At 50.1% G+C, this 23,792-nt stretch carries 20 protein-coding genes; 10 read left to right on the plus strand and 10 right to left on the minus strand.

All coding sequences use genetic code 11. The features are described from left to right. The first annotated feature begins 27 nt into the window (after positions 1-27). Positions 28-1,536 (plus strand): amidase, encoded by a 1,509-nt coding sequence (locus IEW11_RS04745; RefSeq protein ID WP_188529551.1) that lies wholly within the window; start codon positions 28-30, stop codon positions 1,534-1,536. Positions 1,537-1,603: 67 nt separating this feature from the next. On the opposite strand, the gene IEW11_RS04750 is transcribed toward IEW11_RS04745, so the two are convergent. After that, the gene (locus tag IEW11_RS04750; RefSeq protein ID WP_188529552.1) at positions 1,604-3,031 is read right to left on the minus strand and encodes an amidase; all 1,428 of its coding nucleotides are present in this window, start codon (positions 3,029-3,031) and stop codon (positions 1,604-1,606) included. Continuing rightward, the gene (locus tag IEW11_RS04755) at positions 3,028-3,210 is read right to left on the minus strand and encodes a hypothetical protein (RefSeq protein WP_188529554.1); all 183 of its coding nucleotides are present in this window, start codon (positions 3,208-3,210) and stop codon (positions 3,028-3,030) included. Before IEW11_RS04755 ends, IEW11_RS04750 begins: the two co-directional genes overlap by 4 nt. A 402-nt stretch (positions 3,211-3,612) precedes the next feature. On the opposite strand from IEW11_RS04755, the gene nthB reads away from it, so the two are divergent. The 6 genes from nthB to IEW11_RS04785 all read left to right on the plus strand — a co-directional run bounded on the left by nthB (position 3,613) and on the right by IEW11_RS04785 (position 7,894). After that, a complete protein-coding gene (nthB, locus tag IEW11_RS04760) occupies positions 3,613-4,284 on the plus strand; it encodes a nitrile hydratase subunit beta (RefSeq protein ID WP_188529556.1) in 672 nt (223 codons plus the stop codon). A 27-nt stretch (positions 4,285-4,311) separates the two neighbouring features. Further along, entirely contained in the window at positions 4,312-4,935 is a 624-nt protein-coding gene (gene nthA / locus IEW11_RS04765; protein ID WP_188529557.1) for a nitrile hydratase subunit alpha, read from the plus strand. A gap of 14 nt (positions 4,936-4,949) precedes the next feature. Continuing rightward, complete coding sequence (locus IEW11_RS04770; RefSeq protein WP_188529558.1) at positions 4,950-5,324, plus strand: nitrile hydratase accessory protein; 375 nt, start codon at positions 4,950-4,952, stop codon at positions 5,322-5,324. 105 nt (positions 5,325-5,429) lie between these two features. Continuing rightward, positions 5,430-6,203, plus strand: coding sequence for an energy-coupling factor ABC transporter permease (locus tag IEW11_RS04775; RefSeq protein WP_188529559.1), 774 nt, complete (start codon positions 5,430-5,432; stop codon positions 6,201-6,203). Further along, the gene (locus tag IEW11_RS04780; RefSeq protein WP_188529560.1) at positions 6,200-6,487 is read left to right on the plus strand and encodes an energy-coupling factor ABC transporter substrate-binding protein; all 288 of its coding nucleotides are present in this window, start codon (positions 6,200-6,202) and stop codon (positions 6,485-6,487) included. Before IEW11_RS04775 ends, IEW11_RS04780 begins: the two co-directional genes overlap by 4 nt. 177 nt (positions 6,488-6,664) lie before the next feature. Next, entirely contained in the window at positions 6,665-7,894 is a 1,230-nt protein-coding gene (locus tag IEW11_RS04785) for a CynX/NimT family MFS transporter (RefSeq protein WP_188529561.1), read from the plus strand. Positions 7,895-8,012: 118 nt separating this feature from the next. On the opposite strand, the gene IEW11_RS04790 is transcribed toward IEW11_RS04785, so the two are convergent. The 7 genes from IEW11_RS04790 to adh all read right to left on the minus strand — a co-directional run bounded on the left by IEW11_RS04790 (position 8,013) and on the right by adh (position 16,601). Beyond that, the gene (locus IEW11_RS04790; RefSeq protein ID WP_229724960.1) at positions 8,013-8,975 is read right to left on the minus strand and encodes an acetamidase/formamidase family protein; all 963 of its coding nucleotides are present in this window, start codon (positions 8,973-8,975) and stop codon (positions 8,013-8,015) included. 177 nt (positions 8,976-9,152) lie between these two features. Beyond that, complete coding sequence (locus IEW11_RS04795; RefSeq protein ID WP_188530179.1) at positions 9,153-10,529, minus strand: sugar porter family MFS transporter; 1,377 nt, start codon at positions 10,527-10,529, stop codon at positions 9,153-9,155. Between the two features lie 273 nt (positions 10,530-10,802). Continuing rightward, positions 10,803-12,146 carry an AraC family transcriptional regulator gene (locus IEW11_RS04800; protein WP_188529562.1) on the minus strand — a complete coding sequence of 448 codons (1,344 nt, stop codon included), beginning with the start codon at positions 12,144-12,146 and terminating at the stop codon, positions 10,803-10,805. Next, positions 12,124-13,566 carry a sensor histidine kinase gene (locus IEW11_RS04805; RefSeq protein WP_188529563.1) on the minus strand — a complete coding sequence of 481 codons (1,443 nt, stop codon included), beginning with the start codon at positions 13,564-13,566 and terminating at the stop codon, positions 12,124-12,126. The genes IEW11_RS04800 and IEW11_RS04805 overlap by 23 nt, the downstream gene beginning before the upstream one ends. Next, positions 13,563-14,558 (minus strand): substrate-binding domain-containing protein, encoded by a 996-nt coding sequence (locus tag IEW11_RS04810; RefSeq protein ID WP_188529564.1) that lies wholly within the window; start codon positions 14,556-14,558, stop codon positions 13,563-13,565. Before IEW11_RS04810 ends, IEW11_RS04805 begins: the two co-directional genes overlap by 4 nt. A gap of 142 nt (positions 14,559-14,700) precedes the next feature. Next, positions 14,701-15,066, minus strand: coding sequence for a DUF779 domain-containing protein (locus IEW11_RS04815; protein WP_373289303.1), 366 nt, complete (start codon positions 15,064-15,066; stop codon positions 14,701-14,703). Between the two features lie 14 nt (positions 15,067-15,080). After that, positions 15,081-16,601, minus strand: coding sequence for an aldehyde dehydrogenase (gene adh, locus IEW11_RS04820; RefSeq protein WP_188529565.1), 1,521 nt, complete (start codon positions 16,599-16,601; stop codon positions 15,081-15,083). A gap of 233 nt (positions 16,602-16,834) precedes the next feature. Between adh and IEW11_RS04825 the strand changes: the two genes are divergently transcribed. Further along, on the plus strand, positions 16,835-18,598 hold the full coding sequence (locus tag IEW11_RS04825) for a sigma-54-dependent Fis family transcriptional regulator (RefSeq protein ID WP_308422694.1): 1,764 nt from the start codon (positions 16,835-16,837) through the stop codon (positions 18,596-18,598). Positions 18,599-18,761: 163 nt separating this feature from the next. Here IEW11_RS04825 and katA read toward each other — a convergent pair whose 3' ends face one another. Next, complete coding sequence (gene katA, locus IEW11_RS04830; RefSeq protein ID WP_188529567.1) at positions 18,762-20,219, minus strand: catalase KatA; 1,458 nt, start codon at positions 20,217-20,219, stop codon at positions 18,762-18,764. 239 nt (positions 20,220-20,458) lie between these two features. Between katA and IEW11_RS04835 the strand changes: the two genes are divergently transcribed. Beyond that, positions 20,459-21,967: an extracellular solute-binding protein gene (locus IEW11_RS04835; protein WP_188530183.1), complete on the plus strand. Its 1,509-nt coding sequence runs from the start codon at positions 20,459-20,461 to the stop codon at positions 21,965-21,967. Then, positions 21,964-23,787, plus strand: coding sequence for a sensor histidine kinase (locus tag IEW11_RS04840; RefSeq protein ID WP_188529568.1), 1,824 nt, complete (start codon positions 21,964-21,966; stop codon positions 23,785-23,787). Before IEW11_RS04835 ends, IEW11_RS04840 begins: the two co-directional genes overlap by 4 nt. Positions 23,788-23,792: the final 5 nt, after the last annotated feature.

Raw genomic sequence — 23,792 nt, forward strand, 5'->3', positions numbered from 1 at the left:
TCATTCATTTTAGAGGAGGAATAAAACATGGCTATCCAACGTCCAACACAACAGCAATTGGCGAACATCGCCGAGCATTATAAGCTTGATCTCTCTGAAGGTGACTTGAAAACATTTCATACCCTCATTAGTGGGACGGTAAGTTCGTATGAACGTATTCTGCAGATCGTGGAACCGGCCTTGCCTGTGAAATACCCGCGGACGCCGGGATACCGGCCTGAAGGAGAGGAGAACAAGTTAAACGCATGGTATTATAAGTCCTCCATAAAAGGAAGTCCGGTCGGTAAATTGGCCGGTAAAACGATCGCGTTAAAGGATAATATCAGCTTGGCGGGCGTTCCGATGATGAATGGATCAGCAATTTTGGAGGGATTCGTGCCTGACGAGGATGCAACCATCGTGACAAGAATGCTGGATGCCGGCGCGGAAATCGTCGGAAAGGCCGTGTGCGAGGATTTGTGCCTGTCAGGAGGAAGTCATACATCGGCGAGCGGCCCTGTTCTAAATCCGCATGATCCGACTCGCATGGCAGGAGGGTCTTCCAGCGGCAGCGCAGCCTTGGTGGCTTCCGGGGAAGTGGATATGGCGATCGGCTGCGATCAAGGGGGATCCATCCGGATGCCAAGCTCGTGGTGCGGTGTGTACGGACATAAGCCGACTTACGGCCTCGTTCCTTATACAGGAATTTTCCCGATTGAGCAAACGCTCGACCATGCCGGCCCGATCGCCAGGACGGTTGAGGATGTTGCTCTTCTGCTGGAGGTTATTGCAGGGGCGGATGGACTGGATCCCCGCCAATCCGGGCTTGAGCCGAAATCTTATACAGAGGCGCTTGTCGGCCATGCCAAAGGGCTGCGGATCGGCATTGTGCAAGAGGGCTTTGGCAGAGAAGGGTTTTCCGAGGAAGACGTGGATCGGATCGTAAGGGATGCGGCCCTGTCTTTTGTAAAATGCGGAGCCGAGGTGCAGGATGTATCCATTCCTATGCATATTGACGGTTTGCATATTTGGAATGTGATCGGCACGGAAGGAACGACCTCCCAGATGGTGAACGGCAACGCGCTGGGCGCGAACTGGAAGGGGCATTACAGCACGAAGCTTTTGGACGCTTATGCCAAAGGGAGGCAAATGCGGCCTAACGAATATTCCGAAACTGTAAAAATGATCATGCTGCTGGGCCAATATATGCAAACGGAGTATAACGGCAAGTTCTATGCGATTGCGCAAAATTTATCGAGAAAGTTAAAGCAGGCTTACGATGATGCGTTAGATCGCTTCGATGTGCTAATCATGCCGACGACTCCGATGAAAGCCACCCGTTTTCCGGGACCGGAAGCAAGCAAAGAGGAATATATCGCAAGGGCATTGGAGACGATTCCGAATACCGCTCCATTCGATCTGACCGGCCATCCGGCGATCAACGTGCCGTGTGGAACATCGGAAGGCCTGCCGATCGGCATGATGATCATCGGCAGATTCGGCGAGGATGAAACGGTACTGCGCGCAGCGCATGCTTTTGAGATGATGAATCGTTAAGCGAAGGCAAGGTAAAAAAAGGAGCCTGTCAGTTTCTGCTGACGGGCTCCTTATCGGTGTGATGTGCTTAGTTGGATTCGATAGCGGCGGCAAATTTAGGTTTCTGTAAGCGGAAGTCGTTGGTGCGTTCGAACGCGTAACCGACCTTCAGCAGCGTTCCATCGTCAAATGGCTTTCCAATAAGCTGCATCCCTATAGGCAAGCCTTTACTGAATCCGCAGGGAACGGTAAGGCTTGGCAGGCCTGCCAGGTTGCTTGGGGATGTCAAACGGATCAGATCATCGGTTACGGGGGATTGTTTGCCGTTTACAATAGAGAAATCAGCACCGATTTCGGGGGCGACGAGAGGCAATGTAGGCGTTACGAGCACGTCGATTGAACGGAAAACCTCATCAAAATCCAGAATGAGCTTGCGGCGGAGCTGTTGTGCCATGACATAGTCCACGGCGCTCGGAAGTTCGGCTAGCCCGAGAGATAGCCTGACGTCCTCGCCAAAATCCAATGGGCGAAGCTTCAAGTTATTATGGTGGATAGCACCCGATTCGCCTAAAACGGTAACGTACTCTGCAAACATCGTATGCTTGAGGTTAGGGATGGAAACGATTTTGATCTCGGCACCAAGCGTTTTCAATGTCTCGATGCCCTGTCTTACTGCGGCGGCAACTTCGTCATCGATGTTATGGAAGAAGTAGCTTTCTTCAACGCCAATGACCATGCCCTTAATATCTTCAGTCAAAAAATCGGCATAGGCAGGAATGGGGACGTCAAGCGTGGTGGGGTCATTGTGGTCGTATCCGGCAATGGCCTGCAGGACGATGGCTGCATCAGTGACGGTTTTAGTCATCGGTCCGATGTGGTCGAGTGACCAGGAGAGAGGGAAGCAGCCGTATTTACTCACCCGGCCGTGTGTCGGCTTCAAACCGACAATGCCGCATATCGCGGCAGGGATTCGGATCGATCCCGCTGTATCGGTGCCGAGTGAAGCGATTGTCATATCGGCGGCCACGGCAGCTCCGGAGCCTCCGCTTGAACCGCCCGGTATCCGCTCTGTATTCCAAGGGTTGCGGCAAGGGCCGAAATGGGGATTGTTAGTCGTTCCGCCCCATGCATACTCGTGCATATTTAAAGTTCCGGTCATGATGGCGCCCGCCTCTTTTAGGTTTGCAACGACGGTGGCGTCATAGTCCGCGACATAGTCCTTGTGAATCTTCGAGCCCATAGTGGACACTTGTCCTTTGAGTGCAAAAATGTCTTTGAGCGCCATTGGAATGCCATGCAGCGGGCCGATATAACTGCCGTCCATAATTTCCGCCTCTGCTTTTTTTGCGGATTCCAGCGCTAAATCTGAATCAATGCGGATAAATGCATTGATTTCTGTATTATAGGCTTCTGCTTGTTTCAGTACGGTCTGCGTTAGTTCGACGGGAGAGAGTTGTTTGCTGGCAATTAATGGCGCCAATTCGCCAATCGACTTCGAAGCGAGTTCTTTGCTCATTTGGCAATACCTCCGCTCGGAATGAGGAGTAACTGCATGTTGAAATCATCGAGCTTCTCTTCCTCGACAGCTGCCCTCAGCTGTGCAAGGCCGGCCATTCTTTCGGCCAGAATTTCATAATCTTGCTCAGGCAGATGAATGTCTTTGGATTGAAATTGCTCGCGAATGAATGTTGACAATTGAATCCCTCCACATCAACTAATTTTTACTATCGATATCATGTTAATAAATATAACAAATACTTGTCAATGATTATTTACTTAACTTTAATAAGTGTGTTTTTTCGACATACTAGCGTTAAATCTATCATTAAATTAACATTTCATCCTGTGAAATCAGTTGTATATATCAAATTATCGATTTTATATGTTAATTATATTGACACAGAATTAAAGGTATAATAGAATCCTCTTAAACGAAGATCAACATCCGAGAAAATGTAAACCGACATTTTGTGTATACATCATACATTAGGTGATGGATCGTGAAGGCAATGGGTATCACTGGTCCGATCGCAAAAGCAAGGGATGCTGTGCGAATGGATCATTTAATAACTCAATCAGAAACAGGAGGGTGTACAAATGAATGGGATTCACGATGTCGGCGGCATGGATGGTTTCGGGAAGATCGTTATCGAGGAGAATGAACCTCTCTTTCATGAAGAGTGGGAAAGGCGCGCCTTTGGGCTGTTGAACGGAGCGCTCGGGCAAGGATGGTTCAATCTTGATGAAATGCGGCATGGCATTGAACGAATGGGTCCCGTTGAGTATCTGACCTCAGGGTATTATGGCCACTGGACGGCAACCCTTGCGACTTTGTTGGTCGAGAAAGGGATGGTGGACGCAGAAGAGCTCGAGAGTCGGACGCAAGCTTTTCTGGTACAGCCGGATCGGGAAATGCCGCGAAACGAGAATCCGGATCTGGTGAATCACATGCAGATGGTTCTCAAATATGGCGCATCGACGCATCGTGAGATTGATGTTATTCCCAAGTACCAGATAGGAGATCGCGTAAAGACGATTAATATTAGCCCGACAGGCCACACGAGGCTGCCGCGTTACGCCCGGGCCAAATATGGGGTCATCCAAGCCGTATATGGTGCCCATGTATTCCCTGACGGACATGCGCACGGAAAAGGCGAAGGCCCGGAATATCTATATTCGGTACGTATCGAGGCTGATGAATTATGGGGCTCGAATCAGAGCGAAGCAGTATATATCGATCTTTGGGAAAGTCATTTGGAGCCTGCCTAAAAACCAATTCATAAGGAGGAGATTAATTTGACTGATCATAATCATTCCCATCATCATCCGCATCCGGAGTCGTATTGGTCTGCGAGGACAAAAGCCGTTGAATCATTGCTTATCGAGAAAGGGCTCATTTCCTCTGATGCGATAGAGAGCGTGGTGCAGTTCTACGAAAAAGATCTTGGGCCGATGCTCGGGACAAAGGTCGTCGCCAAAGCTTGGTCGGATCCTGAGTTCAAAAAAGCGCTGCTGGAGGATTCGGAGACAGTATTGAGGGAGCTTGGGTACTTCGGCATGCAGGGAGAACATGTCAGAGTTGTGGAAAATACCGATGATGTTCACAATGTGGTGGTCTGTACCTTGTGCTCATGTTACCCGTGGGCTCTGCTTGGATTGCCGCCGGCTTGGTATAAAGAGCCTGCCTACCGTTCCCGCGTTGTAAAACAGCCAAGAGAGGTCATCAAGGAATTTGGATTGGATCTGCCAGAGCGTATGGAGATTCGTGTATGGGATAGCAGTGCGGAGATGCGTTACCTAGTCCTGCCGCAAAAGCCGGAGGGTACTGAAGACATGACAGAGGATGAGCTTGCGGCAATTGTCACGCGCGATTCCATGATCGGCGTCGTTAAAATCCAGCCTCCCGCAGTCGCAGGGTGAGAGGAGCGGGCGGGATGAAAACGAGCTGTGATGCGCACTCTGTTGAAGAACTGATCGCTTATATGCCGGAGGAGGTATCGCCTCCCAGAACAAACGGCGAGCTGAACTTTCATGAACCTTGGGAAAGCCGAGCCTTCGGAATGGCAATTGCGTTATATGACCAAAAGCATTATGCCTCCTGGGATGATTTCCGGGGCCGTTTGGCCGAGCAGATCTCGGCGTGGGAGAAATCCGGGCATGAGGATGAGGGCCATGCGGTGTGGAATTATTACGACCACTGGATGAGCGCGTTGGAGCGCCTCGTGGTAGAGACCGGAATGCTGGACAAGCAGGAAATTGAAGCTCGTGCAGAACAATTTCTGACCGGGGAACGAGATGAGTTTTATTAATGGGTTTATCGACAAGATCAGGGACAACATTGCGTTGTCCTTTTTTAACAGAAGCGGGGAACAGAATTTAGCTTTAGGGCCAGTTGAAGCAAAGGAATGGGGGCAATGCGTGTGCGTAGATATAAGTTTTGGGGGGTTGCGGCTTTAGTGGCCGGATTTACGGTTTATTTATTAATGAATGCTCCGCAAACGGCATATGCCATGCACATCATGGAAGGATTTCTTCCGATTGGCTGGGCTGTTTTTTGGTGGGCCTTGTTCCTGCCGTTTTTTGCTTTGGGGGTTCGGAAGATCGTCCAATTGACAAAAGAAGCGCCCGAGCTGAAGCTGATGCTCGGCCTTGCCGGCGCGTTTACATTTGTATTATCGGCTTTAAAGCTCCCGTCTGTAACCGGAAGCAGCTCGCATCCTACGGGAACGGGCTTCGGCGCCATTGTGCTCGGGCCGCTGCCGATGAGCGTTATTGCATCGATCGTACTGGTCTTTCAGGCTTTTCTGCTTGCACACGGCGGCGTTACGACGCTTGGCGCAAATGCATTCTCCATGGCCGTTGCCGGTCCGTTCGCTGGATACGCAGTGTATAAATTGCTGATGCGTTTGACGGATAAGGAAAAGCTCGCGATATTTAGCGCGGCAGCACTGGCTAATATCACGACTTATCTCGTTACTTCCTTTCAGCTCGCGCTTGCTTTCCCGTCTGCCCAAGGAGGGATGCTCGCTTCCTTTTTGAAATTCGGCAGTATATTTGGCGTGACGCAGATTCCTCTTGCGATCACCGAGGGGCTGCTCACGGTTCTGCTCTGGAACTGGCTAAAATCTTATAGTCCGCATGAGCTCTCCTTGCTGCGGCGGGGGATGAAAGGGGCGAGACAATCATGAAATCCAAAGTCCAAACGATCCTGTTGATTACAATTGTCCTCCTGCTGGTGATTCTTCCTTTAGTATTCGTTAGCGGGGATTTTAGCGGGGCGGATGGTAAAGCAGAACAAGCGATTGTTGAGATTGCGCCCGAATATGAGCCGTGGTTTTCGCTGATTGGAGAAATCCCCGGTGAAACGGAGAGTATGCTGTTTGCTTTGCAGGCGGCTTTAGGAGCCGGTCTGATCGGGTATGTCATCGGTCTGTTTAAGGGCAGGCGCGATAAATACGCCGTCCATGATTAAGCGCATCGATACCCTCGCCTATACGAATGCCTCCCGTTCAGTATCCCCCATGTGGAAAGTGGTTTCGTATGGAAGAAATTAATGGATTGATAAAGGGACCGTCAATTGTTTTTTTTCAGAAACAGATGTAAGATCAAAGTAAGAATCATCATCAACTTATCGATCAGGAGAACCTAAATGAAACCGGCTCGAGATCCGATAGCGGCTAATATGGAGGCTGCTACTCCGGAAACCTTTTCCCGAATGGGAGTTTGGATGCTTATTGCAGGCATTTTGCTTATCGCTGCTTCACTTCGCGCACCGATTACGGCGGTGGGGCCGTTGATTACGGCCATACGCGATGATGCGGGAATTTCCAATACGCTGGCGGGGATGCTAACGGCATTCCCGCTGCTTGCGTTTGCGCTGTTGTCGCCATTGGCTCCCCAATTGGCGCGTCGTCTGGGGATGGAATATACGTTGTTTATCAGTATGCTTGTCTTAACGGCAGGTATTGCGCTGCGTGCGCTGCCGTCTGTCACTGCGCTGTTTATGGGCACTGCACTGCTCGGGATGGGCATTGCTTTAAGCAATGTACTGCTGCCGGGCTTGATTAAAAGTAAGTTCCCTCATCGCCTTGGCATTATGACCGGGATGTATTCCTTGTCCATGAATATATGGGCGGCTATTGCTTCCGGGGTCAGTGTTCCAATTGCGTATGGCTTAAACCTGGGGTGGCGCGGTTCTCTTGGCATCTGGGGCATTCTTACCGCTTGCGCGCTGCTTGTCTGGATGCCGCAGCTTCGTTCGCGGCGCAGGCCGGCAGCTGAGCGGGCCGGCGGCCGAGGAGGCTTATGGCACTCTTCTCTGGCCTGGAAGGTGACCTTGTTTATGGGGCTGCAGTCGATGAACTTTTACGTTACGATCTCTTGGCTGCCGGAAATTCTTTCGCAGCAAGGCTTGAGCCAAACGGCGGCGGGCTGGATGGTTTCCTTGATGCAGCTGGTCAGCCTTCCGGCTACATTTCTTGTACCGATTGTTGCCGGGCGTTTTGCAAATCAGCGGGGGCTGGTCGTGACGATTGCCGGTTTTTTTATCGCCGGTTATATCATTTTGCTCAGCGAGCTTCACAGCTTGATGCCTATAGGGGTTATTTTGATTGGGATCGCAGGGGGGTCCGCCTTCAGTCTGGCGACAATGTTTTTCATCCTGCGGACGAAGAGCGGCAGTCAAGCGGCCGAGCTGTCCGGCATGGCGCAAACCGTCGGATATTTGCTCGCTGCTGCCGGTCCCGCGTTTTTCGGATTTGTGTATGATGCGACCCATCATTGGACGATTCCTTTGCTGTTCTTGCTTGTGGTGGGGATTCTGCTTTTGATCTTTGGCCTTGGGGCTGCAAAAGAGGGGGTTGTGGAGACAAAGGGATAGGCGGTATTGCAGTTCCGAGCCTCACATCCAACACAAAGGCGTCTGCTTATCGGTGTTATACCGGTAGGCGGACGCCTTTGTTGGACTTATAAGTATAAGAGTTTCACGATATGCAAGCTTATTTGAAGATGGATAAGGGCAGGTAAGCGGACACGACATAGTTCGGTTTGTCCACGATTTCACTGATTTTCAAATCTACCGCTAAACTGCAAAGCAGGTAAGCATCGTACCGCGACAGCCCGTATTCGGCTTCCAAGTGATCGATCATGGAGCGGGCTGCGTCTTGGGCGCATTTCATCAAATCAGGCCCAATGCCCGTTGTGGCGAAAAACCCTTTTTCCTCGGTGCGGGGCGTCAGTGATCCGGGCGAAGTAATAAACTGCGGACTGGATATCGTTTTATTCTTGTGAAGTGTGAAGCGGAGGGAACCGTACAGCGGACATTCGGCAGCGGTGAGGCATAATTCCCCGTCTCCTTGAACGGCGTGTCCGTCGCCTGCCGAGAAGAGTGCGCCTGGTACTTGAATGGGCAGAAAAAGCTTGGTGCCTCTTGTTAAATGGCGGATATCGAGGTTGCCGCCGTTTATATCGGGAGGTGCCAAAGAAAGCTCGCCTTTCCGGCTCGGCGCTACGCCCATAATGCCGAGAAAGGGCTCTATCGGTATGTGAATATCTTCGCGGAAAGGGATGTAATCGCCGTTGCTAATGTCAAATACACGAAGATAGGGTTCATCAAATTCATCCGGCAGCAGCCCGAAGCCTTCCAGGACGGCCGTCCAGGCCCAACCCTTCGTCCTTAAGTCGAGAACTTCAATCTCCAACGTATCGCCCGGCTCTGCGCCGTTAATATAGATCGGGCCATGCAGAGGATAAGTGCGCTTCCAATCATAGTTTAATAAGGCTTCAATCCCGGCACCCGGATGGATTTGTTGATCTGAACCGTCTTCGAAGTCAAATACAACCGTATCTCCGGATTCGATTGTCAATGTCGGCGTGAGTGAATTATCCCATACAAAATGATATTTCGCCGGGCTGTAATGGGTGGTGGGCTGTTTAGTCATCTCCACTGTTGATTTTTTCACTTGACTCATCACTCCTCGAATGTTAATCGACTTAAGTTATGTTAGTAAATATAACATATTTATTATAATTATAAATTTATGCACTATATATGTCAATTAATATAACATATAAATTGAGGTGGTACTGAAAAGCGAAAAAAAGATGCCGTATTTAGCGTAACGGCATCTTTATAAGGGTTAAGCAGCTTTTTTCGATGACCATAAAGCTTCGATTTCCTCAAGCGATTTGCCCTTCGTCTCGGGCACAATGCGCCAAGTGAAAAAGAACGTAAATAACGCCATAAAGCCGAAAATCCAGAATGTAATGGCCGGTCCTGCAGAGCCAAGCAAAGGCGGAAACGATTGGGAGACGACATAATCCGCTGCCCATAATGACATGGCCGCAATGGCAGTCGCTTTCCCGCGAATACGGTTCGGGAAGATTTCGGACATAATCACCCATACGACCGGTCCAAGCGATACGGCAAAGGACGCCACGTAAAGTAGAATAAAGATCAGGACGATCGGGCCTGAGGTGTTGCCTGTTTGAAAAGCATAGCCGATAACAAGCAGACATAATGTCATCGAAGCCGAACCGACGAGCAGCAGCGCTCTGCGTCCCACCTTATCGATGAGCCAGAGTGCCAGAATGGTGAAAATAAAATTGATCAAGCCAACCAGAATGGTCTGGATCAATGCGGCGTTTGTGCCGGCGCCTGTAGCTTTGAAAATTTCCGGGGCATAATACATAATCGCATTAATTCCCGTAACCTGCTGGAGGATGGCCAGCCCTACACCGACAATCAGCGCGATTCTCAGCCCCGGGTTAAACAGCTGCCGGATCGACCCGCTTTCCTGCTTGAACGATTCCTTGATGTCAATTACTTCCTGTTTGGCTAATTCTTCACCGTGAATCCTCAGCAAAATCGGAAGCGCTTCTGCTGACTTTCCTTGCTTGATCAGCCATCTAGGGCTCTCTGGCACAAAGAATAGCAGGACCAGGAACAGGATGCCTGGAATGATGCCTACGCCGAACATCCAACGCCATGCGGTAGAGACGTGCCAAGCGTCGCCTCCTGAGTTTACAATCCACAAATTAACGAAATAAGTAAGAAAAATACCGGTTACGATCGCAAGCTGATTAAGAGCGACCAGGCGGCCGCGGTACTTAGCGGGTGCGATCTCCGCATTATAAAGCGGACACAAGGTCGAAGTGATCCCAATCCCGATGCCGCCAACGATGCGGGCAATGACAAACCACGAGAACGTGTCCGGGATGGCGGAGCCGACGGAGCTGATGACAAACAGGATCGCCGCAGCGATCAGTACTCTTTTCCGTCCGAATCGATCGCTCAGCACACCGGACATTGCAGCACCGATAATACAGCCAATAATCAGACTGGATACAGCCCAGCCGACCTGCATTTTACTAAGATCGAACCTCTCCTCCATAAATCCGATAGCGCCCGATACGACAGCCGTATCGAAGCCGAATAACAAACCGCCCAAAGCGGATACAATAGATACAAGTGTGACAAATTTCATGCTGACTTGTCCTGGTTTGTTTGCAGTCATTTCCAACGCTGCATCTCCTCTCTGCAATTTCCGCGCTGCATCTGGTTTCTTTGTATGACTCCCGTTGAACAGCGTACTTTAATCAAAAGCGACTTTCATTATATCATTGGATCCTGCGGGCTAAGGCGGCAATCATCTTCACTTATCAGTGTTATTCCCGCACTTAATTCGGACGATTCCCGTTTTGCCTTGCGATAATGAAAAACTAGCATATTTTTGTTCTGTAAAACGCAAAAAAGTCCATGCCGCAAGACATGGACTGGGTATTGGTGACTAGGTTTGGCTGCCGCGGTACTCCGTTGGCGTGACGCCGGTCACTTTTTTGAATACCCGGCTAAAATAATTAGGGTCCTTATAACCGACCTCAAAGCAAACTTCCTTCAGGCTAAGATGGCCGGAGGCCATCAACGCTTTAGCTTTATCGATTCGAAGCCCGGTAACGAAATCAATAAAGGTTGTTCCAAACTCCTGTTTGAATATTTTACTGAAGTAGTGGGGGTTCAGATGAACGAAATCAGCTACTTCTTCGAGCGATAAATCTTCTGCGAATCGTTCTTGGATATATCGCTTCGCCCTGTCAAGGACGGTTACGGTTTGCTGCTCGCGTTCTTCGCGGATGCGCTGCAGCGCAGATATGACATAGGCACGATCGGCCGTTTCCTCGTAATGAGCCGGCTTTTCCGGTTCGGAGCCACTCTGTCCCTCTCCTTGCTTTAACTCGTCAAAGTGGCATATGCTGCCGCTCTGCTCATAATAGGTGGAAGCGAACACCGCTTCGAAATAAGATTTGCGCAGCCCGTCCGAATCGCTCCGGGTCGTCCCGATGCCGATTGAAACGATCAGATCGAGCTGTCGATCCGCCAAAGCGGAAAGCTTTTCCGTGAACCGTATTACCTCATCCTTCCACCCGTCTTCCCGGGTTCCCGGTGCTTTCCTCAAGAAAACCGCCATATGGCGATCGATCAAGGAGCTGATAATGCAGCCGGGCTCGTGTGTTTTGGCAAAGCTGCGGATTAGATCGTATATTTTCTTTTTGTCCCGCGTGTACACATGTTCAGGGAATGCGACCACAATCGCGCAGCCGTGATCGAGAGGAAAGTCGAGCCATTCGGACAATTGCTCAGCATCTGCCTCTAAGGTCTGATCGACCATGAACATCAGGGCCAATTCATTTTCCACCAAAGGCAGCAGTTGGGATACTTTATGCTTCAGCTGAAGCTCATCCGTCCGTTTGCGTTTTTCCATTTCCAGCTCCCGAACAAGCTGCTCCAGCGTTCCAATCACCTGCTCCCGCTTGGCCGGCTTGACAAGATATTCCTTCACACCGAGCGAGAGCGCCTCTTTGGCGTATGCGAAATAATCGTAGGCCGTCACGAGCACAAACTTTGTGTCCGGAAGGCGCTCTTTGATTTCCCTTATGGCAGCCAGGCCTTGAATGCCGGGCATATTTACATCCATCAAAACGATATGCGGCCGCTGCTCCTCCGCCCGTTCTATTGCCATTCGTCCATTCTCGGCATGGATGATCTGGAAGGTGTCCGGCATCATGCGCTGAATGATCAGCTCAAGCCCTTCCCTCTCCAGCGCCTCGTCATCAGCGATCAGCAACCGATACATTGTTTTGTGCACTCTCCTTTCTAAGGGGAATCAGGATTGTAACCGTTGTTCCTTTTCCAGGCGCGCTTTCGATGTCGACGAGATCATTGCGGCCGTAAAATAACTGCAGGCGCTTGAATACATTTCTTGTTCCAAGTCCAGTGGAGTGCTTTTCCGTTCCTGCTTCCAAGCGCAGCAGCGCCTGCCGGACCTCCTCGCTCATTCCGATGCCGTTGTCGGATAGGGAGATTCGAACGCCTTCATGAACATGCTTAATCTCAAGATGGATGATCGCCCCTTTTTCCATCCGCTCAATGCCATGCAGAAAGGCATTTTCAACAATTGGCTGAAGCGTGAGCGACGGTATAGATGGGTGCAGTGCGGATTCTTCGATGCTGAGCTCCACCTGGATCCGATCGCGGAAGCGGGCTTGTTGAATCGTGAAATATTCTTTGACATGTTCAAGCTCATCCCGCAGCGTTACCGGCTGATCCAGCTTGCGCAAATTGTACCGTAACAGATTCGACATCGATACGATCAGATCGCTTGTCTTCTCCGCGCCTTCCAGCAGCGCCAGCTTGGAGAGCACATTCAATGTATTAAAAAGAAAGTGAGGATTGATCTGGCTTTGCAGCGCTTGAAGCTCCAATTCCTTGACAAGCCGGTCCTTCTCGAGGCTCTCTTTGTCTTTTTCGATCAATACTTCAAGATCGGTCGACATTTGCTTGAAGGCATCGGACAAAATGCCAAGCTCATCATTCGAACGCGGCGGCGGATCAAACCGCAGATTGCCCTTGGAAATCTGCTTAGCCATGCCGGCCAGCCGGCTGACCGGTCCGGTGATGCTGCGGGAGATCCAGACCGCCAGCATCACGCTTGTTAGCGTATTGATGACGAATACGGCTGCACCGAGCCGGTTCATGCGCTCATTTTCGATTTGAATCTGCGCGTAGACCGGCTGATAATAGCTCAGCTCCATATCGACCAGACGCTGGCCTTCCTCACGGATAAAACCGGTCGTTCGCTCAGCCTCCTCGTAATGGGCAAGCGCAGCCCGGGGCGCTTGAGCTTCCGCTGCAGCAAGGGCAGCTTGCTCCTGTTCCAATAGGGTAGCTAACATATTGGCGTAGCTCGTCATCGTCGATGGCGGGAAGGTGGAGCTCGTTGTGTTGGAAAGGACGTCCTGAAGCTCCAGGAGCTTTTCCCTGCCTTGCTCTAACTGGGCACTGCTGTCCGTGTCCGGATTAAGCAAATAACCGTATAAAAGCCTGAGATTGTTTTCTGCAGACTGGGCGGATTGCTTATACAGCAAAATGCGGTCCATCATCAAATCATAGCTCTGCTGCACGATTTTTCCGCTTTCAAACAAAAAGTAGGTGACGGAATTGACGAGCAGCACCAGCAGTGGAATGAAGATCAGCAGTTTTGTGCGAATCGTCATGGGCAATTATCCTCTGTGCCGTTGCCAAACGATTGGCGGTCGAGCACGGCGACAGCAGTAAAATGCTGCTGCTGCGGCGCCTTTCCGTTGAAATGGTCATGCAGCAGCGATATGGCATCGTACCCCATCTCGTACGGCTGCTGTACGATGGTTGATACGATCCTGCACCTTTGAATGGCTTCCTTAGTCTCTGTCAAATCGTCAAACGCGAAAATACTTACGCCTTGCGGACGAACCCGCTCTGCCGCTTCCAGCATTCCTGCGCCATCCAGTGCGCTGAACCCGACCAGATAATCGACTTGCGGGTAGCTAAGCAGGATATCTTCGGCTTCCTGTGCCGCCTGCAGACGGGAAATATTCGATGATCGGACATCGGCAATCGAAAGCTCCGGATAACGGCTGATGACCGAACGGAAGCCCGATAGGCGAAGCTGTTGATTATGTGCCTGCTCATTGCCGACCAATACGCCGATGCTGCCCTTTTCTCCGGCTGCCAACGCAACAAGCTCGCCCATCCGTTTTCCTGCCTCCGCATTGTCAGTGCCTACGTAAGAAAGACGCCGGCTCCCCGGTTCATCAGTATCTACGGTAATGACAGGAATCCCTAGCAGGGCAGCCTTATCGATCAACGTCCGATACAGCGGATCATTAATGCCCTGCACCACAATGGCATCGGCTTTCGAGGCGATCGTTTTTTCGAGCAGCTTGATCTGCTCGGCCGGATTAATGCGAAATGGTCCGATATAGTCCAGATTCATCCCGTACTTTTCGGAAGCCTCGCGCGCGCCTTCCTCGATGTACCGCCAGAACGGATTGTCCAGCTCCTGCGAGATCAGCACGACATGATGGAGGGATTCCTCGCCCAGCCCGGTCGATTTTAAAGGCTGAACCAGCTCACGAATGCGGAGCGTCGAGAACAAAAAGCTCAGCAGCAAACAGGCAAATAGTATAAAAAGGAAGACGATCCCCAGATTCCATCTCCGATTCGACATGCGAGAGCTCCTTTGAAACGTTTATTTATAGCTTTATTATACAAGAGTCGGCAAGCAAACCCAAAGTACGTTTCAACGCATAAAACCCTGTTCCCTCGTATGGACGGGAAGCAGGGCTTGCAGAGCAGGAGACAGGGAGCTGTTATAGATTTAGAATGCGTATTTCATCGTCATTGAACATCCGGGAACGGGTCAGAAAACGCAGGCCTTCCGGTCCCTCCAGGGAGAACATGCCGCCTCTGCCGGGTACGACATCGATGATCAGCTGGGTGAATTTCCAGTAATCGTACTGGGCTTTGCTCATATAGAAAGGGGCATCGCCAATATCGCCCAGCAGCACATCGCTGTCCCCGACCAAAAACTCGCCCTGTTGATAACACATCGGAGAGCTGCCGTCACAGCACCCGCCCGATTGATGAAACATGACAGGCCCGTACTTAGCCTTTAATCGTTCGATCAGCCCGATCGCGGCGTCGGTGGCAATCACTTTCCGGATTTCCATTGTCATAGCGCTGCCGCCTCTTAGAAGAATCCGAGTGCGTTCGGGCTGTAGCTGACAAGTAGATTTTTAGTTTGCTGGTAGTGGGAGAGCATCATTTTGTGGTTCTCGCGTCCGATACCCGAGCTCTTGTATCCTCCAAATGCAGCATGGGCAGGATAAGCATGGTAACAGTTGGTCCATACGCGGCCGGCCTGGATGCCGCGTCCCATCCGGTATGCCGTATTCATGTCGCGCGACCAGACGCCGGATCCCAAACCATACAGCGTATCGTTGGCGATCGCGAGCGCTTCCTCCTGATCCTTGAACGTGGTAACGGCCAAGACAGGCCCAAAGATCTCTTCCTGGAAAATTCTCATTTTGTTATGGCCTTTCAGCACGGTTGGCTGAATGTAATAACCATCGGAAAGATCGCCTCCGAGCGAAGCTTTACTGCCGCCGATTAAGCACTCCGCACCTTCCTGATTGCCGATATTGATGTAGCTCATGATTTTTTCCATTTGCTCGGTGGAAGCCTGCGCGCCGATCATCGTTTCGGTATCCAGCGGGTTTCCTTGCTTGATCGCGGCAACGCGCTTCAACGCTTTTTCTATAAACTCGTCGTAGATCGATTCCTGAATTAACGCCCGGGACGGACTGGTACAGATTTCACCTTGGTTCAGGGCGAACATCGTGAAGCCTTCAAGCGCTTTATTATAGAAGGCGTCATCACGGGCGACGACATCCTCAAAGAAGATATTCGGCGATTTTCCGCCAAGCTCAAGCGTAACTGGAATCAGATTTTGTGAAGCATACTGCATGATCAGGCGGCCGGTCGTCGTCTCGCCTGTGAAAGCGATTTTGGCAATGCGGCTGCTTGAGGCCAGCGGTTTCCCTGCTTCAAGGCCGAAGCCGTTCACGATATTAACAACGCCAGGAGGCAGCAGATCTTGAATAAGCTCTGCAAGCACAAGAATGGAGGCAGGCGTCTGCTCCGCCGGTTTCAAGACGACGGCATTTCCTGCGGCAAGGGCGGGAGCAAGCTTCCAGGTTGCCATCAGCAGCGGGAAGTTCCATGGAATGATCTGCCCGACGACACCAAGTGGTTCATTGAAATGATAGGCCACCATGTCGTCATCCAATTGGCTCAGCGATCCCTCCTGGGCACGAATGCTTCCGGCAAAGTAGCGGAAATGGTCGATGGCAAGCGGCAGATCGGCAGCAAGCGTCTCCCGGACCGGCTTTCCGTTATCCCAGGTTTCGGAGACGGCCAGCATCTCCAGATTGGCCTCCATCCGGTCGGCGATTTTATTCAGAATTAAGGCGCGTTCAGCGACTGAAGTTTTGCCCCATGCTTCTTTTGCGGCATGGGCTGCGTCCAGAGCCAGTTCAATATCCTCCGAGGTGGAGCGGGGAACTTCACAGAACGGCCGGTTATTTACCGGTGAAAGATTTTCAAAGTATTCGCCCTTAACAGGTGCTACCCATTGTCCACCAATGAAATTTTCATAACGTTTCTTGAATGTGATTTTCGATCCGTTTTGACCTGGTTGTGTATAAATCATATCGCGTTGCCTCCTTTAAAATAAAATTCATTATAAATATAAGCAAAAAACGTGCCAATCTAAAAAAACCGCAAGCACCGGCAATTTTGAAAGCGCTTATATGGGAGTGTTTCTTTTTGGGGCAGTACGAGTGTTTCATTTTGGCACATTCTTGCCAAGAACGATTCCAAAATGGAATAACTGTGATATGATCGAATTAGAATACCGTGTTAACGATGGAGGTGTTCATATTGTTGTCTCTGGAGCATACCAATCTGACAAATGTAATGGCGCAATCTTGGAAGCGCTGTCATGACTTTGGCCTGAGCCCATCCGATCCCGTAGAGGATCATATTCTGACAGGGAACCGCATCCAGGAGGTCCTCAAGCATAACAAGCACATCGTAAACTATGCGGAGCAAGTGTTTGAAAAAATGAAGGACAGCATCACGCAATCGGGACAAGTCGCTCTGCTCATTGATGCGCGGGGCACGATCATTCATGCCGTAGGCGATCCCGGATTTTCCCGCCGCGCGGAAATTGTTCAGCTTCAAGTGGGAGCGAATTGGGAAGAGAAACGGAAAGGAACCAACGCCATCGGCGTTGCCCTGATGGAAAAAATACCTGTGCGCGTGCATGCCCAAGAGCATTATTTCAGCTCAAACCATTTTTTAACCTGTGCCTCGTCACCCGTATTCGACTCAACCGGACAATTGCTGGGTGTCATTAACATCAGCGGCAAGCAGGAGCATTACCATCCCCATACCTTGTCGCTTGCTTGTATGGCGGCCGACTCTTTACAAAACAAGATCATTATGGAAGAGTCCAATAGAGAACATCTCATTACATTGAAGGAATTGGAGTATACCGCGCACACTAATCCTTTGCCGCTCATTTCTCTCGACCGGGATAACCGGATCATTCGTGCGAACCAAGCGGCAATTCGTATTGTGGGGAAGGATGCCATAGGCAAAGAGTTTATCCCGGTCGAAGGCTTTGCTGTTGAAACGATCCATGATCACCATCATAAAGTTTGGCGGTCAGTCGCTGTTCAGAACAAGAAACTGTCGGAAGCCGAGCGCCGCTTATACACCTTTGATGATATTGCCGGATCCTGCCCGACCCTCATGCAGAAGAAAGAATTGGCCCAGCGCGCGGCTTTGACCGATTATCCTGTATTATTGCTGGGTGAGAGCGGTACGGGAAAGGAATTGTTCGCCCAATCGATCCATACCGCAAGCGCACGTTTTGCTGAGCCGTTCATTGCCCTGAACTGCAGCGCCATTCCAGAAAGCCTGGTGGAGAGCGAACTGTTCGGTTACGAGCGTGGAGCGTTTACGGGAGCAAGCAAGGACGGCAGCACAGGAAAGTTTGAAGCTGCCCATAGGGGAACCCTATTTTTGGATGAGATCGGCGATATGCCTCTTCGTGCACAAGCGGCATTGTTAAGAGTGCTGCAGGAAGGGATCATTACCCCGGTCGGAAGCACGAAGAACAAACCGATTGAGGTTCGAGTCGTGGCAGCGACCAACAAAAACCTGTTAGAGGAAATTAAAGCGGGGAGATTCCGCGCCGACCTTTATTACCGGTTAAAGGGCATTCAGATCACGCTGCCTTCGCTGCGTGATCGAAGCGATATCATGCTGCTGGTAGGGAAATTGCTCCATAAACAGAACATCGCGTTTCCGGTCATAACGGAAAGAGCCCAGGAAAAGCTGCGGCGATATTCCTGGCCGGGCAATATACGAGAGCTCAACAGCGTGCTTGTGCAGGCTTCCTTCCTCGCGGAAGGGGAGCCGATCGGCCCGGAGCATCTGTTGATTGAGGAGGAGGGCGAGTCCCCGCTTACCGAGGATAAAGGTGGGACGATTCCTTCTTTGAAAGAAGCGGAGGTGTTCGCGATAAAAAAGGCGCTGCAGTCAACAGAATGGAACCTAAGCAAAGCTGCGGCGCTGTTAAAGATCGGAAGAACCACGTTATACCGCAAAATAGAGGAGTATGGCATTACCGTATTCTGAGCGATTGCGCCAGCCTGCTGATCAAAAAGCGGCTGGCGCTTTTGCTTTGTCTCCCTATGCGGTGTATATGCGCAATTTATATCAAAAACGAAATAGACCGTTAGGGCGGTATTCCCTAACGGTCCTTCTCACAAATCTGGTAATAAACTCCTTGAAGTTCAGATTAATTCCCTTGCGGTACCGGTAATCCAAGTCCCTCTGCGAGGCGTTGTCCAAGTTCCGGATCGGCTTTGTACCAGTGTCCGATTTGACGCAGCTTGATCTCGTCTTTTTCCACCGGCATCATCGCACCTACGATGTTTTGAACCAGGCGAGTGCGCTCGTCCACGCTCATCAGACGGTACAAGTCGCCAGCTTGTGTATAATGATCATCGTGGTCATAACCGACGCTGTCCGCTTGGCCCGATACTTCAAACGGAGTCGTCTTGTGCTGAGGTGCTTCTGTTGGTCCGCCATAGCTGTTCGGCTCGTAATAAACGGAGGCTCCGCCATTGTTGTCCGCTCTCATCTGGCCGTCACGCTGATGATTGTTCACCTCAGCTACCGGACGGTTGATCGGCAGGGCATTATGGTTAGCGCCAACGCGGTAACGATGAGCGTCGGAATAAGCGAACAGGCGGCCCTGCAGCATTTTATCCGGGGAAGCTTCAATACCAGGGACGAATGCGCCAGGGGAGAAGGTCGCCTGCTCCACCTCGGCAAAATAGTTCTCCGGATTGCGGTCCAGTACCATGCGGCCCACTTCGATCAATGGGTAGTCTTTTTGCGACCATACCTTTGTCACATCGAACGGATCAAAACGATACGTATTCGCATCTTCAAGCGGCATGATTTGAACAGACAGTTTCCAAGCCGGGAAGTCGCCATTATCAATTGCATTGAATAAGTCCTCAGTATGGTAATCCGGGTTTTCACCTGCAAGCTTAGCCGCAAGTTCAACATCCAGGTTTTTGACGCCTTGCTCAGTTTTAAAGTGATATTTCACCCATACGCCTTGGCCTTCAGCGTTGACCCATTTGAAGGTATGGCTTCCGAAGCCGTGCATATGTCTGAGTGTTGCCGGAATGCCGCGGTCGGAGAACAAGATCGTCACTTGATGCAAGGATTCAGGGGATAAGGACCAGAAATCCCATACCGCATTCGGGTTTTTCAGATGGGTTTGCGGATGACGTTTTTGTGTATGAATAAAGTCCGGAAATTTAATGGCATCGCGAATGAAGAAAACAGGCGTGTTATTGCCAACCAAGTCGTAGTTTCCTTCTTCGGTGTAGAACTTCACGGCGAATCCGCGCGGGTCGCGCACCGTATCGGCAGAGCCAAGCTCACCGGCAACGGTAGAGAAACGAATGAACATTGGCGTGCGTTTTCCTACTTCAGATAAGAAGGCAGCCTTCGTATATTGCGTCAAATCATTTGTCACTTCAAAATAGCCGTGTGCACCGGCACCTTTGGCATGAACCACACGCTCTGGAACACGCTCTCTATTAAAATGCGCCAGCTTCTCCAGCAGATGAACGTCTTGAATTAATGTTGGCCCGCGGGAACCGGCTGTCATGGAATTTTGGTTATCTCCAACTGGAGCACCCCAGCTTGTTGTAAGATGTTTCTTTTCTGTACTCATCTGATCACCTCGTAGAATTTGTTTTGTTATAGACATAATGATAATCATTATCAATTAAAAATCAATAGTTTTTTCAAATGATCATAATTTAGATATATATTATGAATAGATGAAGAAGCCGTAATTACGGCCGATCGATCGGTTTGAAGGTATCCCTGCTGCCGATTCTTATGTAAAATGGTAGTGTATGGCGATGAAAATGTTTTCACAGAGGGGTGGGGAGCTTGAAGTCAACGAAGATGTATTTCTCTCTGCTGTTTGCTGTCATGTGCGCAGGTTTTATCGTGTTCTTATATGGATATAACACAAACGCGTTAAACGATGCAGAGACAGACCATTTCTTTGAAGAACGGATAAGCATTGTTGTGAATAGTCTCGGGATGACGTTTCCGGAAGGGCTGGATGAGAACAATAACCCGTATCTCGATTACATCAAGCAAAATACCCAATTAGATATTGAGGTAATTCTTCCGCCATCGGAAGGTTATGAAGACAAGCTGAACATGATTATGGCATCGGGCAATTATCCGGATCTGATCAACGTGATTAATAATGTATGGGTGTCAAACTATGTGAAGCAAGATGCACTGATGCCGTTAGATGATCTGATCGATCGTTACGGCCCTGCTTTGAAAGAGGCTATTCCTGAAGAAGCGTGGGATAAAGTCCGGTTTAACGGAAGTATTTATGCGGTTCCGAGCATTAATGAAGTCAAAGGCGTGGAAATCATGTATGCCCGAAAAGATTGGCTGGACAAGCTCGGCCTGCAGCCTCCGCAAACGCTGGAAGAGTACTACGAAGTGATAAAAGCTTTTACGCTGAACGATCCGGACGGAAATGGGCTGGATGACACGATTGGATTATTAATGACTGAAAATTTGGGAAGATCGGCCCCTTTCTTTGGCGCTTACGGCGTGCAGCTCGGGCAGTGGACAGAACGGGACGGTCGTTTGGTGTATTCCGATATTTTACCGGAAACGAAAGAAGCGTTGGCCTATCTTAATACACTGTATGAAGAGGGCCTTTTGGATCCTGAGTTCCCTATTAACCGCAACAAAAGCTTGGAACAAAAAATCGTAAGCGGGAAAGTCGGCCTGTATTCGGCGACATGGTACGATACACGCGGGCCTATAGCGCTGAATAAGAGCCGGGATCCGAATGCCGAGTGGATTCCTCTTGCCTATCCGACAGGGCCCAAAGGCCATAAAGGTGTATATGATCGCCCCATCGTCAGGCAATACTCCGTCATACCGGCAAACAGCAATCAAGCCCCTGCTGTGATCAAGTTTTTGAATTTCATTGCCGGTGAAGGACAACAACAACTAAAGCTTGGTTTTGAAAATGAAGTATGGCAGAGGGACAACGAGAAGATCATCACGAATTTTTCGGAGCATGACAAGCATTTGTATCGCGGGATTTATTCGTCTCTTGTAGATGTAGCCGTCCCCGAGATGGTAAAGCTAAGGCTCGATTCTCTCGGGGAGCATTTTCAACTATACAATAATCTGCAGCTGATCGAGCAGAACCTGATCCAAAATGAGTTTACCGGCCTTCCGATGCCGGCCATGGGGAAATTCAACCATAAGCTTACCGAGCTGGTGGATATCTTCACGCAGATTATTGTCGGCGTCATTCCGCTTAACGAGTTCGATCATTATGTGGAATGGTGGAGAAGCGAGGGCGGAGATGAGATGACGCGTGAAGTGAATGAATGGTATGACCAAACCGTGGGAAGGGGTGGGCCATGAAACGTATTTTTTCATGGTTTTATGAACGCTATACCCGAAAAATTCAGCTTCGCCTAACCATTTATTTTCTGCTCATTTTGCTGCCGCTTGTCATCGTGAGCTTGTTCGTAAACTTTCGCTCCCAAAATATCCTGCTTGAGCGAACGGTGGAACGGACGGAGACCGCACTTGCTTCTTCCATGGATTATATCGATCTGACTTTGCAAAATGTCGAAGAAATCTCGACCCTGGTCGCCACTGATAATAATATGCTGAGGACGCTGAGCCAGATCGGGGCAGAGCTCGACGCGATGTCCTATATCCGTTTTGCCGATATCATGAAGGAGCTTGGAGCCTTCACCTCAATCAACAATATGGTATCGCAGGTTTCATTATTCCATTCCCAATCGGGCATGCTTCTGTCCACCGCGCATGGGGGAAGCCGAATTGTGCGCCCGCTGCATCTGCAGGAGCTGAGACATCTTGCTGAATCGAACGGAACCGGAATCATGTATTTAATGCCGGATTATCCGATCACCGAGACGGAAACCTTCGGATCTGTCGTTAATACGGACAGCATATCGCTTGTTCGCGTTATGGACCTGAATAACCCGGCGCGGGAACCGAATCTGTTAATCTTTACGTTTAACAAAGGAAGGCTGCTGGATCTGATTCGCTCGCTGCTTCCGTCCCCGAACGCAGATATTTACCTTTATACGAATGATCAGGAGCTTGTTGCGGGAACGGGAGACCGGGGCCTGCAATTCGGCGATCTGAGAGACACGACGCCCGGGGAATTTGCAGTCCGGGTCGATTCCCGTTATTATAAATGGTCGCTTTTATTGCTGCAGCCAGAAGAAGAGCTGATTAAGGAAACCTATCTGACACGAATGTATACCTATATCATCATAGGGATCAGCGTCATTCTCGCGCTGTTGATCTCATGGGCGGTTTACTCCGGAATTGCCTCGCCGGTGCAGCGTTTGCTCAAAGGGATGCATTCGGTCGGAAGCGGAAACTTTAATACGCGCCTTGAGAATAACAGGAGCGATGAGCTCGGTTATCTCACGAATGCGTTCAACAAGATGGTTCAGGATCAGAAGGACTCGATCCAATACCATTACGAGCAGCAGCTTCGGTTGACGAGGACGGAATTAAAGTTTTTGCAATCCCAGATTAATCCCCACTTTTTGTATAATACGTTAGATTCGATCTATTGGACGGCGAAAAACTACGATGCTGCCGAGATCAGTGAGATGGTGCTTAATTTATCGCGGTTTTTCCGGCTTAGCCTGGATAAAGGACGGGATACGTTTACCGTAGAGGAGAATGTCACCCATCTGCATTACTATATTCGAATTCAGCAGCTTCGTTTTCTGGACTCCTTCTCTGTGACGTATGATCTGCAGGAGGAAAGCAAGCCGTTTTTCATTATGAAGCTGCTCTTGCAGCCATTGGTCGAAAACGCGATCCTGCACGGGCTGGACAACAAGCACGATGGCCACTTGCACATTGCCAGTCGAATTGAGCAGGAATATCTCATCCTATCCGTGTCAGACAACGGAGCAGGTATCGGAAAGGAACGGCTTGATGATATTCATCAGGAGCTGGAAAAGCTCTCAAGCCATGAATTCGGGCCGTTCTCTTACATGGAACAGCATATAAAGGGGATGTATGGGCTGCGTAATGTGTTATCGCGTATCAAGATGTATTACGGTGATCAAGCCGACTTGCAAATCAGCAGCGGGGAAGGACAAGGGACAACCGTTAAAATTATACTTCCGCTAGACAGGTGCGAAGAAACATTCCGCTTGAAGCCGTTCCCGAATCAATCGTTCTGAGGAGA

Source organism: Paenibacillus abyssi, assembly GCF_014640295.1.
Lineage (GTDB): Bacteria > Bacillota > Bacilli > Paenibacillales > Paenibacillaceae > Paenibacillus_D > Paenibacillus_D abyssi.